At 72.9% G+C, this 14,783-nt stretch carries 11 protein-coding genes and 1 pseudogene; 7 read left to right on the forward strand and 5 right to left on the reverse strand.

What is annotated here, in order from left to right:
- The 3 genes and pseudogenes from AB0F18_RS34470 to AB0F18_RS34480 form a co-directional block, all read right to left on the reverse strand.
- Positions 1 to 226, reverse strand: a pseudogene (locus AB0F18_RS34470) (hypothetical protein); the annotation flags it as partial.
- Positions 223 to 882, reverse strand: a complete 660-nt coding sequence (locus AB0F18_RS34475; protein WP_362067897.1) for a DUF4129 domain-containing protein — start codon at positions 880 to 882, stop codon at positions 223 to 225. The pseudogene AB0F18_RS34470 and the gene AB0F18_RS34475, both read right to left, overlap by 4 nt.
- A gap of 8 nt (positions 883 to 890) precedes the next feature.
- The gene (locus AB0F18_RS34480) at positions 891 to 2,135 is read right to left on the reverse strand and encodes a hypothetical protein (protein ID WP_362067900.1); all 1,245 of its coding nucleotides are present in this window, start codon (positions 2,133 to 2,135) and stop codon (positions 891 to 893) included.
- Between the two features lie 237 nt (positions 2,136 to 2,372).
- Here AB0F18_RS34480 and mtrA point away from each other — a divergent pair, with 237 nt between their 5' ends.
- From mtrA to AB0F18_RS34510, 6 genes are all read left to right on the forward strand, one after another.
- Positions 2,373 to 3,062: a two-component system response regulator MtrA gene (gene mtrA / locus AB0F18_RS34485; RefSeq protein ID WP_189747360.1), complete on the forward strand. Its 690-nt coding sequence runs from the start codon at positions 2,373 to 2,375 to the stop codon at positions 3,060 to 3,062.
- 70 nt (positions 3,063 to 3,132) lie between these two features.
- Positions 3,133 to 5,034, forward strand: a complete 1,902-nt coding sequence (mtrB, locus tag AB0F18_RS34490; protein WP_362067903.1) for an MtrAB system histidine kinase MtrB — start codon at positions 3,133 to 3,135, stop codon at positions 5,032 to 5,034.
- Positions 5,021 to 6,895, forward strand: a complete 1,875-nt coding sequence (locus tag AB0F18_RS34495; RefSeq protein WP_362067906.1) for an LpqB family beta-propeller domain-containing protein — start codon at positions 5,021 to 5,023, stop codon at positions 6,893 to 6,895. Before mtrB ends, AB0F18_RS34495 begins: the two co-directional genes overlap by 14 nt.
- A 78-nt stretch (positions 6,896 to 6,973) precedes the next feature.
- Positions 6,974 to 7,705: a phosphoribosyltransferase family protein gene (locus tag AB0F18_RS34500; RefSeq protein WP_362067909.1), complete on the forward strand. Its 732-nt coding sequence runs from the start codon at positions 6,974 to 6,976 to the stop codon at positions 7,703 to 7,705.
- Positions 7,706 to 8,101: 396 nt separating this feature from the next.
- Entirely contained in the window at positions 8,102 to 8,800 is a 699-nt protein-coding gene (gene raiA / locus AB0F18_RS34505) for a ribosome-associated translation inhibitor RaiA (RefSeq protein ID WP_362067912.1), read from the forward strand.
- Between the two features lie 188 nt (positions 8,801 to 8,988).
- Positions 8,989 to 9,747: a response regulator transcription factor gene (locus tag AB0F18_RS34510; RefSeq protein WP_362067915.1), complete on the forward strand. Its 759-nt coding sequence runs from the start codon at positions 8,989 to 8,991 to the stop codon at positions 9,745 to 9,747.
- A 57-nt stretch (positions 9,748 to 9,804) separates the two neighbouring features.
- Here AB0F18_RS34510 and AB0F18_RS34515 read toward each other — a convergent pair whose 3' ends face one another.
- Together AB0F18_RS34515 and AB0F18_RS34520 are read right to left on the reverse strand one after the other, a co-directional pair.
- Complete coding sequence (locus tag AB0F18_RS34515; RefSeq protein ID WP_362067918.1) at positions 9,805 to 10,989, reverse strand: crosslink repair DNA glycosylase YcaQ family protein; 1,185 nt, start codon at positions 10,987 to 10,989, stop codon at positions 9,805 to 9,807.
- 9 nt (positions 10,990 to 10,998) lie between these two features.
- The gene (locus AB0F18_RS34520; protein WP_362067921.1) at positions 10,999 to 11,655 is read right to left on the reverse strand and encodes a GNAT family N-acetyltransferase; all 657 of its coding nucleotides are present in this window, start codon (positions 11,653 to 11,655) and stop codon (positions 10,999 to 11,001) included.
- 226 nt (positions 11,656 to 11,881) lie between these two features.
- Between AB0F18_RS34520 and secA the strand changes: the two genes are divergently transcribed.
- The gene (gene secA, locus AB0F18_RS34525) at positions 11,882 to 14,680 is read left to right on the forward strand and encodes a preprotein translocase subunit SecA (protein ID WP_362067924.1); all 2,799 of its coding nucleotides are present in this window, start codon (positions 11,882 to 11,884) and stop codon (positions 14,678 to 14,680) included.
- Positions 14,681 to 14,783: the final 103 nt, after the last annotated feature.

The raw sequence follows: 14,783 nt of genomic DNA on the forward strand, positions 1-14,783 counted from the left end.
CCCGCTCGGCGCCGGCCGGGGCGGCCGCGCCGGCGGGGCCGGTGGCCGGGGTGCCTGCGGTGGGCCCGGTGCCGTTCTTGGCGGGGGCCGGGCGGGGGCTGCCGGTGGTGGGCTGGGCGGCGGTCGGGTGCGGCGGGGCCGGGTGCTGCGTGGGCGCGGCGGGAGCCTGGCCGGGGCCGTTGTCGGGGCCGGGGGTGGGGCCGGGGGGTGTGGGGTGGCCGGTCATCGGGGCTCCGGGAGGGCCGGCTTTGTGCGGTCCAGGGTGAGGTCGAGGGTGCGCAGGGCGGCGTAGGCGGCGGGGTCGGCGGTGCGGCCGCCGTAGGTGACGTCGTCGAAGGTACGGGCGGCGGCGCGCAGGGCGTCGGCGTGGGCGGGGAGGGAGCGCGCGGCCTCGGCGGCGGCCTCGTCGGCGGTGCGGCCGGGGCGGGGGTCGAGGAGGGTGCGTTCCTCCAGGGAGCGGACGAGGGCCCGCATACGGTCCCGGACGGCTTCGTTCCAGCGGCCGGCGGCGGCGTGGGCGTCGGCGGCGGCGCGGTGGTCGGCGGCGCTGCGCGGGCCCTCGTCGAAGAGGGTGCCCGAGCTGTGGGCGGTGCGGCGGGGGGTGCCCAGGCGCCACCACAGGGCGGCGAGGGCGAGGACGACGACCAGGGCGATGGCGAGCAGGCCGAGCCCGCCGCCGGGGGTGGCGCCGGCGGCGCGGTCGAAGAGCTCGCCCACCCACTCCCAGAAGCGGTCCAGGGCGCGCTGGAAGAGCCCGGGCTCGTCCTGGTGGTAGATGGGCTTGGCCAGCTCGCGTTCGGCCGCCTCGCGGGCGGCTTCGCGTCCCGTGGTCAGCGGCGGTGTGTCGCCTGCCGTGATGGTGATGAGTCCCCCCGTGCTCATGCGGCGCGTCAGCCTCCGGAGGGGGCCGCGGTGCCGGTGCTGCCGTAGCCGTCGACGCCGGCGGCGCGGGCGAGCTCCAGGTCGAGGGCCTCGCGGCGGATGCGCTGGTCGATGTAGAGGAGGGTGGTGACGCCCGTCTGCATCGGGACGGTGACCGTGGCGGCGACGACGGCGCCGATGCCGGTGATGATCAGGACGGTCCAGTCGCGGGTGGCGGAGCCGTCGAGGAACCCGCTCAGGCCGCCGGGGGACAGGGCCACGGCCACGGCGGCGAAGGGCATGACGATCACGGTGGAGGTGATGGTCCGCATGATCCAGGTCAGCAGGCTGATGCCGCAGATGCGCCACCAGGAGCCCTTGACCAGCTTGGCGGAGCGCCTGAGGGCGGCTGTGGGCGTGCCGCGTTCCAGCATCAGGGCGGGCGGGGCCAGCGCGAAGGTCACGTAGAACCAGGCCAGCAGCACGAGCCCGACGGGGACGCCGAGGGCGGTCAGGGCGGCGCTGCCGAGGAGGATGCCGGGCAGGGCCGGGAGCAGGCCGGCGGCCAGGGCGCCCAGGAGGAGCAGGCCGGTGAGGCCGAGCATGCGCGGGGCCAGCGGGCGTACGGCCTTCAGGGTGCTGCCGGGGGTGGAGGTCTGGCCGAGGACGGCGCGGCTGACGGCGGGGGCCAGCAGGGCGGTGACCAGGATCAGCCCGAGGAGTTCCAGGTAGTACTGGGCGCCGTAGAGGGCCCCGGCGTCACCCAGGGCGCGGATGGCCTCGTCGGGGCTGGCGGGCTCGGAGGAGGGGAGCGGGAGGTCGTCCATGGTGAAGCGCTGGACGACGAGCAGCGCGATCTCGGACAGGGCGGCGACGACGAGGCTGATGGAGAGCACGGAGCGCCAGTGGCCGCGCAGGGTGCCGACGGCGCCGTCCAGTATCTCGCCGAGGCCCAGGGGGCGCAGCGGGATCACGCCGGGCTTGGCGGCGGGCGGCGGGCCGCCCCAGCCGCCGCCGGGGTGCCCGTAGGCGTAGGGGGCCGCGGGGGGCTGCTGTCCGGGCTGGGAGGGGTACGGGCCCCAGCCGGTGCCCTGCTGCTGCGGCGGCGGGGTCTGGCCGGCCGTGGGGCTGGACCAGCTGCCGGGCGGCGGCTGCGCGGCGGACCACTTGGTCCCGGCGGAGCCGGAGCCCTCCGCGGGCGGCTGCTGAGCGGCGTCGGGGCCCTGGCCGTCGGACGGGGATCCGGGCGCGGCCCAGCCCGGAGAGTCGTTCATCGTCGCTCCTTCACGTGCACCTGCCGTGGCGGGCGCGCTGGTCGGCTGTCATCGTGCCATGGGGAAGCCCGGGAACGACCGGCCCTCCCCCTTCGGATCCCGGTCCGCTCGTCCCTTCAATTGTCGCGCGGATCCGGGGCAGACTGGTCGTCCTGATCACCACGCAGGTCCGAGGGGCGATTTCCAGCCCTTTTGGCTGTGGGACAGCTCACCGCCGGGTAACGATTAGCTAATGGGATGATGTCAACCATGAAGGGACGCGTCCTCGTCGTCGACGACGACACCGCGCTGGCCGAGATGCTCGGCATTGTGCTGCGTGGAGAAGGTTTTGAGCCGTCGTTCGTAGCGGACGGTGACAAGGCACTGGCTGCCTTCAGGGAGGCCAAGCCGGACCTGGTGCTGCTCGACCTCATGCTGCCCGGCCGGGACGGCATAGAGGTGTGCAGGCTGATCCGCGCCGAATCGGGCGTGCCTATTGTCATGCTCACCGCCAAGAGCGACACGGTGGACGTCGTCGTCGGCCTGGAGTCCGGGGCCGACGACTACATCGTCAAGCCGTTCAAGCCGAAGGAGCTGGTTGCCCGCATCCGGGCGCGTCTGCGCCGTTCGGAGGAGCCCGCGCCCGAGCAGCTGGCCATCGGTGACCTGGTCATCGACGTGGCCGGGCACTCGGTCAAGCGCGACGGCGCCTCCATCGCCCTGACCCCGCTGGAGTTCGACCTGCTGGTCGCCCTCGCCCGCAAGCCCTGGCAGGTCTTCACCCGCGAGGTCCTGCTGGAGCAGGTCTGGGGCTACCGGCACGCGGCGGACACCCGCCTGGTCAACGTGCATGTGCAGCGACTGCGCTCCAAGGTCGAGAAGGACCCCGAGCGCCCCGAGATCGTCGTGACGGTGCGCGGTGTCGGCTACAAGGCCGGACCCAGCTGACGTGCAGCCCGGCAAGGCCCGGAGCGGCTCCCGCCGGGGAGCCCTGCGGGGCGGCCGGCAGCTCCGTCAGATGGCTGACGGAGCCCCCGGCGGCCCGCTGCTGCGGCTGTGCGTACGACTCGTGCGCCGGCCGCTGCTTCCGGCTGTCCGGATATGGCGGCGCAACATCCAGCTCCGGGTGGTCGCCGCGACCCTCCTGATGTCGCTCGCCGTGGTCCTCGCGCTCGGCTTCGTCGTCATCGCCCAGGTCAGCAAGGGCCTCCTCGACGCCAAGGAGGAGGCCGCGCAGAGCCAGGCCGCCGGAGGGTTCGCGGTCGCACAGGAGAAGGCCAACACCCCCTCCGCCTCGGACGGGGCCGACGCCGCCGACAACAAGGTCGGCCGCGACGCCAGCACCTGGATGAACTCGCTCGTCAAGCAGCTCGCCAGCGGCGGCCAGACCGCCTTCGAGGTGGCCGCGCTCGGCGCCGGCACCGGCGAGCAGGCCCCCACCAGCCAGGGCGTCAAGGGCGCCCGCGCCTCCGGCAACGTCGACCCGACCGCGAGCGTCCCGCTGGAGCTGCGCAAGGCCGTCAACCACGCCACGGGCACCTTCAAGACCTTCTGGCAGATCCGGTACACCGCCGGCACCGGCAAGCAGCCGGAGCCCGCCCTCGTCGTCGGCAAGCGGCTCACCGACATCAACGGCGACCCGTACGACCTGTACTACCTCTTCCCGCTCACCCAGGAGGAGGAGTCCCTCAACCTCATCAAGGTCACCATCGCCACTGCGGGCGTGTTCGTGGTCGTCCTGCTCGGTGCGATCGCCTGGCTCGTGGTACGGCAGGTCGTGACGCCCGTCCGGATGGCCGCCGGGATCGCCGAGCGGCTCTCCGCCGGACGGCTCCAGGAGCGGATGAAGGTCACCGGCGAGGACGACATCGCACGCCTCGGCGAGGCCTTCAACAAGATGGCCCAGAACCTCCAGAACAAGATCCAGCAGCTGGAGGACCTGTCCCGGATGCAGCGGCGGTTCGTCTCCGACGTCTCGCACGAGCTGCGCACCCCGCTGACGACCGTACGCATGGCCGCCGACGTCATCCACGACGCCCGCGTCGACTTCGACCCGGTGACGGCACGCTCCGCCGAGCTGCTCGCCGGACAGCTCGACCGGTTCGAGTCGCTCCTGGCCGACCTGCTGGAGATCAGCCGCTTCGACGCCGGAGCCGCCGACCTGCAGGCCGAGCCCATCGACCTGCGGGACGTCGTACGCCGCGTCATCGACGGGGCCGAGCCGATCGCCGAGCACAAGGGCACCCGGATCCGGGTCCTCGGCGACACCCAGCCCGTCATCGCCGAGGCCGACCCCCGGCGCGTCGAGCGGGTGCTGCGCAACCTCGTCGTCAACGCCGTCGAGCACGGAGAGGGCCGCGACGTCGTGGTCCGCCTCGCCTCGGCCGGCGGGGCCGTCGCCGTCGCCGTCCGCGACTACGGCGTCGGGCTCAAGCCCGGCGAGGCCACCCGCGTCTTCAACCGCTTCTGGCGGGCCGACCCCGCCCGGGCGCGCACCACCGGCGGCACCGGCCTGGGCCTGTCCATCGCCGTCGAGGACGCCCGGCTGCACGGCGGCTGGCTCCAGGCCTGGGGCGAGCCCGGCGGGGGCTCCCAGTTCCGCCTCACCCTGCCCCGTACCGCCGACGAGCCGCTGCGCGGATCGCCGATCCCGCTGGAGCCCGAGGACTCCCGGGCCAACCGGGCCAGGGCCGCCGCCGAGGCCGCCGGGCGCACCCAGGCCGCCGGCGGGCCCGGTACGCACCCCGACGGGCGGGCCGAGCGCGCCGACCGCGACCCGATACCGCCCCGGCCGGCGGTCACCACCGCCCTGCCGGTGCCCGCCGACCCGACCGCGCTGCCCGGCAACGGCGCCCGCGTCGTGGCCCGGCCCGCCGACCAGGGCCCAGCACAGGAGGATGGAACCGGTGGAGGACGCTGAGCGCCGCGCGCCGGAGGACGTACCGCTCGGGCCGGCTGGGCCGTCGCCGCAGTCGCCGCTGAGGGGTGCCCGTTCGCTCCTGGCCCTCGGCGCCGTCGGGCTGCTCGTGGCCGGCTGCGCCTCCATGCCCGACCGCGGCGAGATCCGCCGGGTGGAGGCCTCCCAGGGGGTCGACTCGCAGGTGCGGGTCTTCGGCGTGCCGCCGTCCGACAAGGCCAGCCCGGCCGAGATCGTCGACGGCTTCCTGGAGGCCATGACCAGCGACGACCCGCAGCTGACCACCGCCCGCAAGTACCTCACCGAGGACGCCGCCAAGAACTGGAAGCCGTCCTCGGCCGTCACGGTGCTCTCCGCCGGCCTCGACCGCGTCCCCGTCCAGGGCGAGAAGGACCCCGACGGGCCCCGCTGGAAGGTCACCGGCAAGAAGCTCGCCACCGTCGACGAGCGCAGCGCCTACCAGCCGGAGACCGGCGGCGGCCGCTACGAGGAGTACCTCCAGCTGGTCCAGGTCAACAAGCAGTGGCGGATCGCCACCCCGCCCAGCAGCCTCGTGCTCAGTGAGTCCGACTTCCAGCGCATCTACAAGCCCGTCAACAAGTACTACTTCGCGGGCAACACGCTCGTCGCCGACCCGGTGTACGTGCGCCAGCGCAGCGACCCCGACTCGCGGATGGACCCGACCACCCTCACCGTGCAGTCGCTGCTGGCCGGCCCCTCCAAGTGGCTCGGCCCCGTCGCCTCCACCGCCTTCCCGACCGGTGCCGAACTGCGCGAGGGCACCAAGTCCCTGGCGTACGACGGCCAGAACACCCTGCGCGTCCCGCTCAACACGGTCGCGGAGAACGTCGCGCAGCCGCAGTGCCAGAAGATGGCCACCCAACTCCTCTACACCGTGCGGGACCTGACGGCCTCCCGGCTGGACCGGGTCGAACTGCTGCGCTCCGACGGCAAGTCCTCGCTGTGCTGGGTGACCGCCTCGGGCGCGGCGGTCCTCGCCAACCGGCCGTCGGCGCCGCAGCACCAGTACTACGTGGACAAGGACTACCGGCTCGTGCGGATGGTCCTCAACGCGGGCGCCGACGAGCAGCAGCAGGACAAGCCGGAGCCAGCCCCCGGGCCGCTGGGCACCGTCTCCGGGTTCAAGGTGGGCTCGGCCGCCGTGACGTACGACGAGAAGCGGGCCGCGGTCGTCTCCGAGGACGGGCACGGGCTGTACGTCGTCACGCTGACCACCGCCGGACAGATGCCGCAGCCGCTGCTGACCAGCAAGGCCGGCAAGCTCACCGCGCCCAGCTGGGACGCGCGGGGCGACCTGTGGATCGCCGACCAGGACCCGCAGGGCCAGGGCCTGTGGCGGGTGCCCGGCGGGACCGGTACCCCGCAGAAGGTGGACGTCGCCGGACTGGACGGGGCGAGGATCAGCGGGCTGAAGACCTCCTCGGACGGGGTGCGCATCGCGCTGCTCGTCGAGCGGGACGGCGGGCGCAAGAACCTCTACATCGGGCGGATCGAGCGGCCCGAGGACAAGGGCGACCCCGCGAAGGTATCGGTGCGCGAGCTGCGGCCGGCCGCTCCGCAGATGGCGGAGGTGACGGCGATGAGCTGGGCCCCGCGGGGCCGGCTGCTGGTGGTGGGCCGGGAGAGCGGCGGGGTCGACCAGGCCCGCTACATGCTGGCCGACGGGTCGATGGTCGCGGCGAGCCTGCCCGGCGCGACCGGGCTGACCGCGATCGCCGCCTCCGAGGACGAGGCGAAGCCGGTGGTGGCCTCCTCCAGCGAGGACGGCATCGTGTGGCTGCCGCCGGGCGCGCAGTGGCGCACGGCCGCGGCGGGCGGCCGGGCACCGGTGTACCCGGGCTGAGTGCGCGGGGGCGCGGTCGCGGTTCCTGGGTTTTCCACAGGGGTCGCGCCGTGTCCGCACGCCGGGCAGGGTGGATCCATGCGGGGTTGGTGGCAGGAGCTGGCCGGGCTGGTCCTGCCCGCCGACTGCGCGGGCTGCGGAGCCGCGCGCTCGCTGCTGTGCGGGGCCTGCCGCGGGGCCCTGGGCGGCGCGGGCGCGGGGCCGGTGCGCCCGCAGCTGAGGGGCGCGGGCCCGGCGGGGCTGCCGCCCGTGTACGCGGCGGCCCGGTACGAGGGGCCCGTACGCGCGGTCGTACTGGCCCACAAGGAGCGGGGGGCCCTGCCGCTGGCGGGCCCGCTCGGCGCCGCCCTCGCGGCGGCGGTGGCGGCGGCACGCGCGGGCGCGGGGGAGGCAGGGGGGAGGGGCGGGGCGGGGGAGCTGGCGCTGGTCCCGATGCCCTCCGCACGGCGCACGGTACGGGCGCGCGGGCACGACCCGGCGCGCAGGATCGCGCTGGCCGCGTCCCGGCGGCTGCGCGGGGCCGGTGCCCCCGCGCGCGTGGCGCCCGTACTGCGGCTGCGGCGGCCGGTGGCCGACCAGGCCGGGCTGGGGGCCCGGCAGCGGCGGGAGAACCTGGCCGGGGCCCTGGAGGTGCGCCCTGGCGGGGTGCGGCTGGCGGCCGGGGCCCGGATCGTACTGGTGGACGACTTGATCACGACCGGAGCCACCCTCGCGGAGGCGGCCCGGGCGCTGCGCGCGGCGGGGCTGGGGGCGGACGCGGCGGCCGTGGTGGCGGCGCCGTCCGGATCGTTCGCCCGGGCCCGATGCTAGAGCGCCGGTGGACAACTCGTACAGAGCAAAAGTCTTGTGAATAGATTTGGAACTGCTGGGGAATGCGCATCGTTGCAGGTAGTAAGAGGGATCACCCCCTTGGACGGAGGTAGGTTCCGGTAGCGGGTGCCGACAACCGGCATTGAGAGATATGTTCGGTTGTGAGGAACTGGCGATCCTTGGGCCCCCGGGTATCGGAGCGCCAGTCCGCCCGTTTTGGAATCTTCGTGGCAGAGGGTGTCTCTCTACTCCGAAGTCGGTGGGATGTAGATCTTGCCGATGGGGGAGGAGGAGGTGAAAGTCGCCAAGTCCGAGGCTCCGGTGCTCACCGGAGCCTGGTGCGAAAGGGAGACGCTTCGCCGCTGGAGGTGAAGGTCTCCGGGAACGGAGTTCTGCGTGGACATCGTCGTCAAGGGCCGCAAGACCGAGGTGCCCGAGCGGTTCCGCAAGCACGTGGCCGAGAAGCTGAATCCGGAGCGGATCCAGAAGCTCGACGCCAAGGTGATCAGCTTGGACGTCGAGGTGTCCAAGGAGCACAACCCGCGCCAGGCCGACCGTTCCGACCGCGTGGAGATCACCCTTCATTCGCGGGGCCCGGTGATCCGTGCCGAGGCCGCCGCCGGCGACCCGTACGCGGCACTCGACCTGGCTCAGGACAAGTTGGAGGCCCGGCTGCGCAAGCAGCACGACAAGCGTTTCACCCGCCGTGGCACCGGACGGCTCTCGGCGGCCGAGGTCGCCGACCGCGTGCCGGGCGTCGCGACTCTCAACGGCAGCGGCCAGCCGGTCGGTGAGGAGACCGAGGGCGGAATTCCGACCACCCGGATCGGATCCCTCGAAGTGCAGGGCGAAGGCCCGCTGATCGTCCGCGAGAAGACCCACCCGGCCCGCCCGATGTCGCTCGACCAGGCGCTGTACGAAATGGAACTGGTCGGCCACGACTTCTATCTGTTCGTCGACTCCGAGACGAAGATGCCGAGCGTCGTCTACCGGCGTCACGCCTACGACTACGGCGTCATCCACGTGGACCCCGACGGCGCGTCCAGCTCGGAGGAAGCGGCCGTCGGCGGTGCCGGCGGGGCGCTCGGAGGCTGATCATCGATCCGTTGCCCCTGCGGAAGCCACGGCGTTTCCGCAGGGGCACCTGTATGACTCGTATGAGCCAAAGGGATTCCGCCAGACCCCCGTCGAACGGTGCGGGCATGGAATCATGGCGGGCAGTCAGCCGGCGGCCGCCCCCGCCGGATTGGCCCAGCAGCTCGGTACATGCAGGGGGAGGAACGATGGCGGACAGCTTCGGGCCGGTGCGCGGTGACGACGGAGCCGGCTGTCGTGCGGCGGACGTGGTGGATCCCGCGGAGGCGGTGGACGCCGCCGCCGGGGAACCCATCCGGGTGCTCGTGGTCGACGACCACGCCCTCTTCCGGCGCGGGCTGGAGATCGTCCTCGCGCAGGAGGAGGACATCCAGGTCGTCGGTGAGGCCGGGGACGGCGCGGAGGCCGTGGACAAGGCCGCCGACCTGCTTCCGGACATCGTGCTGATGGACGTGCGCATGCCGCGGCGCGGCGGGATCGAGGCCTGTACCTCGATCAAGGAGGTCGCCCCCTCCGCGAAGATCATCATGCTGACGATCAGCGACGAGGAGGCCGACCTCTACGACGCGATCAAGGCGGGCGCGACGGGCTACCTGCTCAAGGAGATCTCCACGGACGAGGTCGCCACCGCGATCCGCGCCGTCGCGGACGGGCAGTCGCAGATCAGCCCGTCGATGGCGTCGAAGCTGCTGACCGAGTTCAAGTCGATGATCCAGCGCACCGACGAGCGCCGGCTGGTCCCGGCCCCCCGGCTGACCGACCGGGAGCTGGAGGTCCTCAAGCTGGTGGCGACCGGGATGAACAACCGGGACATCGCCAAGCAGCTGTTCATCTCCGAGAACACGGTCAAGAACCACGTCCGCAACATCCTGGAGAAGCTCCAGCTGCACTCGCGGATGGAAGCCGTCGTGTACGCGATGCGCGAGAAGATCCTGGAGATCCGCTGAGGCATCCCGCCGGGTGCTCCGCGGGATGCGCGGGGCGGCGGCGGGCGGGGGCCGGGCTCAGGCCAGGCGGGTCAGCTCGGCGGTGACGGCGGCCGCCTCGGCGGCGTCCCGGGCCCGCTCCACGCGGACCGCGTCGCAGCCCACCCACTCCGCCGCCTCACGCAGCGCGAGCGCCATGGCGCCGGCCGCCCCGGGGGTGGTGAGGGAGAGCTGCCGGGCCACGAGCGTGCGCCCCTCGCGGGCCGGGTCGACGCGGCCCCGGAGCCGGCCGCCGGCCAGCAGCGGCATCGCGAAGTACCCGTGTATCCGCTTCGGCTTGGGGACGTACGCCTCCAGGCGGTGCGTGAAGCCGAAGATCCGCTCGGTGCGGGGGCGGTCCCAGACGAGCGAGTCGAACGGGGACAGCAGGGTGGTGCGGTGGCGGCCGCGCGGTACGGACGCCAGCGCGTCGGGGTGCGCCCAGGCCGGCTTGTTCCAGCCCTCCACCTCGACCGGCACCAGCCCCGAGTCCGCGACCACCGCGTCGAACTGCTCCCCCTTGAGGCGGTGGTAGTCGGCGATGTCGGCGCGGGTGCCGACCCCCAGGGACCGTCCGGCCAGCGCGACCAGGCGGCGCAGGCACTCGCGGTCGTCCAGGTCGTCGTGGAACAGGGCGTCGGGGACGGCCCGCTCGGCGAGGTCGTAGACCCGCTTCCAGCCGCGCCGCTCGGTGCAGACGACCTCGCCGGTGTCCAGCAGCCACTCCACGGCGATCTTGGTCTCGGACCACTCGAACCATTCGCCGCCGTTCTTGGCGCCGCCGAGCTCGGAGGAGGTCAGCGGGCCGTCGGCGCGCAGCCGGTCCAGGACGCCCCGCGTGGAGCGCTCCTTGTCCTGGAGGACGTGCCAGCGGTGGCCGCGGGCCCGCCGGGCGCGGCGGCGGAAGGAGAAGTGCGGCCACTCCTCGATGGGCAGGATGCACGCCGCGTGCGACCAGTACTCGAAGGCGTGGCTGTCGGACCAGTAGGCCTTCTCCACGGCCTCCCGGCCGACCGCGCCGAGCCGCGCGTACGGGATCAGCTCGTGCGAGCGGGCCAGGACCGAGATGGTGTCCAGCTGTACGGCGCCCAGGTGGCGCAGCACCCCGCGCACACCGCCCTTCCGGTCGGGGGCGCCGAGGAAGCCCTGCGCGCGCAGGGCGATGCGGCGGGCCTCGTCCGCGGACAGGGAGACGGTCGGCTGGGGCGCGGTCGCGGTCGTCATGACCGCACCCTAGACGCGGCCACTGACAACGCCGTCGCCGTCGCCGAGGCGGCCGCCGGCGACGCCGTCCCCGTTGTCGCCGCCGTCCGCGCGGCCGCCGGCCGCCGGCAGGTACGGCCGGGGGCAGGGCAGCCCGAGGTCGGCGGGGAGCAGGGCGGCGACCCAGCCGTCGCGCAGGGTGCCGTTGTGGTCGAGGCCGGCGCGCTCGGTGCCCTCGTAGCGGAATCCCGCCTTCTCGGCGACCGCGCGGGAGGCGGTGTTGCCGACCTCCGCCCGCCATTCCATCCGGACGCAGCCCAGCTCGCGGAAGGCCCAGCGGGCCACGGCGCCGAGGGCCTCGGTGACCAGGCCCCGGCCCCGGTGCTCGCGGGCGGCCCAGTAGCCGACCTCGTACACGCCCGGGCGGCGGACGCGGGCGCTGATCGCGCCGGCGAGGTGGCCGCCGTCCGCGAGGCGCACCGCGAACGTGTACTCGGTGTCCTCCCGCCAGCCGGCGGGGCCGATCCGCCCGGTGAAGGTCTCTGCGTCCTCGCGCCGGTAGGGGTGGGGCAGCGGCAGCCAGCGCTGGATGGCGGGGTCCTGGCAGGCGGCGTGCACCGCGTCGGTGTCGGCGGGGGTGAAGGGGCTGAGGACGAGCCGGCCGGTGGTCAGGGTGAGGGGCTCCATGCACGGATTGTGGCCGTTCCGGGTAACCCGGGCGAGGGGTTTTGCGGCGCACCGGCACCCAACGGGTCCCCCGTACGTTCTCATTCCGGGCGCCCGTGCCCCGCGGACACGGCGGACCTCCCGACGCGACCGCGTCCTCGCTTACGATGGCCGTTGCGGTGGGGCCCACCTGCCGTGCCCGGCTACGTAAAGTGCCCAGGCCCGACCGGCAAGGAGACCAGCCTCAGTGTCCGTCCTCACCAAGCTCATGCGTGCAGGCGAAGGCAAGATCCTGCGCAAACTGCACCGCATCGCGGACCAGGTCAACTCCATCGAAGAGGACTTCGTCAACCTCTCCGACGCCGAGTTGCGGGCCCTCACGGACGAGTACAAGCAGCGCTACCAGGACGGCGAGAGCCTCGACGACCTGCTGCCCGAGGCCTTCGCGACCGTCCGCGAGGCCGCCAAGCGCGTCCTGGGCCAGCGCCACTACGACGTGCAGATCATGGGCGGCGCCGCGCTGCACCTCGGGTACGTCGCCGAGATGAAGACCGGTGAGGGCAAGACCCTCGTCGGCACGCTCCCCGCGTACCTGAACGCCCTGTCGGGCCTGGGCGTCCACCTGATCACGGTCAACGACTACCTCGCCGAGCGCGACTCCGAGCTGATGGGCCGGGTGCACAAGTTCCTCGGCCTGGAGGTCGGCTGCATCCTGGCCAACATGTCGCCGGCCCAGCGCCGCGAGCAGTACGCCTGCGACATCACGTACGGCACGAACAACGAGTTCGGCTTCGACTACCTGCGCGACAACATGGCCTGGTCGCAGGACGAGCTGGTCCAGCGCGGCCACAACTTCGCCGTGGTCGACGAGGTCGACTCCATCCTCGTCGACGAGGCCCGCACCCCGCTGATCATCTCCGGCCCGGCCGACCAGGCCACCAAGTGGTACGCGGACTTCGCCAAGCTGGTCACCCGCCTGACCAAGGGCGAGGCCGGCAACCCGCTCAAGGGCATCGAGGAGACCGGCGACTACGAGGTCGACGAGAAGAAGCGCACCGTCGGCATCCACGAGGCCGGTGTCGCCAAGGTCGAGGACTGGCTCGGCATCGACAACCTCTACGAGTCGGTGAACACCCCGCTCGTCGGCTACCTGAACAACGCCATCAAGGCGAAGGAACTGTTCAAGAAGGACAAGGACTACGTCGTCATCGACGGCGAGGTCATGATCGTCGACGAGCACACCGGCCGTATCCTCGCCGGCCGCCGCTACAACGAGGGCATGCACCAGGCGATCGAGGCGAAGGAAGGGGTGGACATCAAGGACGAGAACCAGACCCTCGCCACGATCACCCTGCAGAACTTCTTCCGCCTCTACACCAAGCTGTCCGGTATGACCGGTACGGCCATGACCGAGGCCGCCGAGTTCCACCAGATCTACAAGCTCGGCGTCGTCCCGATCCCGACGAACCGGGCGATGCAGCGCAAGGACCAGCCCGACCTCATCTACCGCACCGAGGTCGCCAAGTTCGCCGCCGTCGTCGACGACATCGCGGAGAAGCACGAGAAGGGCCAGCCGATCCTCGTCGGTACGACGTCGGTCGAGAAGTCCGAGTACCTCTCCCAGCAGCTGTCCAAGCGCGGCATCCCGCACGAGGTGCTCAACGCCAAGCAGCACGAGCGCGAGGCCGCGATCGTCGCCCAGGCCGGCCGCCGCGGCGCCGTCACCGTCGCCACGAACATGGCCGGCCGCGGTACCGACATCAAGCTCGGCGGCAACCCGGACGACCTCGCCGAGGCGGAGCTGCGCCAGCGCGGCCTCGACCCGGAGGAGCACATCGAGGAGTGGGCGCACGCCCTGCCCGACGCGCTCGCCAGGGCCGAGGCGGCGGTGAAGGCGGAGTTCGAGGAGGTCAAGGAGCTCGGCGGCCTGTACGTGCTGGGCACCGAGCGGCACGAGTCGCGCCGTATCGACAACCAGCTGCGCGGCCGCTCCGGCCGCCAGGGCGACCCGGGCGAGTCCCGCTTCTACCTGTCGCTGGGCGACGACCTGATGCGCCTGTTCAAGGCGCAGATGGTCGAGCGGGTCATGGCCATGGCGAACGTGCCGGACGACGTCCCGATCGAGAACAAGATGGTGACGCGCGCGATCGCGTCGGCCCAGTCGCAGGTCGAGACCCAGAACTTCGAGACGCGCAAGAACGTCCTGAAGTACGACGAGGTCCTCAACAGCCAGCGCGAGGTCATCTACGGCGAGCGCCGCCGCGTCCTGGAGGGCGAGGACCTGCACGAGCAGGTGCGCTTCTTCATGGACGACACGATCGACGCGTACATCGCCGCCGAGACCGTCGAGGGCTTCGCCGAGGAGTGGGACCTGGACCGGCTGTGGGGCGCCTTCAAGCAGCTCTACCCGATCAAGGTCACGGTGGAAGAGCTGGAGGAGGCCGCCGGCGACCGCGCGGGCATCACCGCCGAGTTCATCGCCGAGTCGGTGAAGGACGACATCCACGAGCAGTACGGGGCGCGCGAGGCGGCCCTGGGCGCCGATGTCATGCGCGAGCTGGAGCGCCGCGTGGTCCTGTCGGTGCTCGACCGCAAGTGGCGCGAGCACCTCTACGAGATGGACTACCTCCAGGAGGGCATCGGCCTGCGCGCGATGGCCCAGAAGGACCCGCTGGTCGAGTACCAGCGCGAGGGCTTCGACATGTTCAACGCCATGATGGAGGGCATCAAGGAGGAGTCCGTCGGCTACCTGTTCAACCTGGAGGTCCAGGTCGAGCAGCAGGTCGAGGAGCTCCCGGTGCAGGCCGAGGCGGCCCCGTCGCTGACGAAGGAGCCGGTGCCGTCGGCGCGCCCGGAGATCCGCGCGAAGGGCCTGGAGACCCCGCAGCGCCCGGACCGCCTGCACTTCTCCGCCCCGACGGTGGACGGCGAGGGCGGCGTGGTCGAGGGCGACTTCGAAGACGCCAACGGCGGCGGCGACGGCCTGACGCGCGCGGAGCGCCGCAAGGCCCAGAAGGCGTCGGGCGGCCGGCGGCGCAAGAAGTAGCCCGCACGCTGCGGGCGTGGGCCGGGGGGCGGCCCCCCCGGGGGGGCGGCCCCCGGGGGGGGGGGGTTTTTTTAGGGGGGGGGGGGGGGGCGGTTTTAACCCC

It is taken from the genome of Streptomyces sp. NPDC029216 (genome assembly GCF_040648015.1).
Taxonomy (GTDB): Bacteria; Actinomycetota; Actinomycetes; order Streptomycetales; family Streptomycetaceae; genus Streptomyces.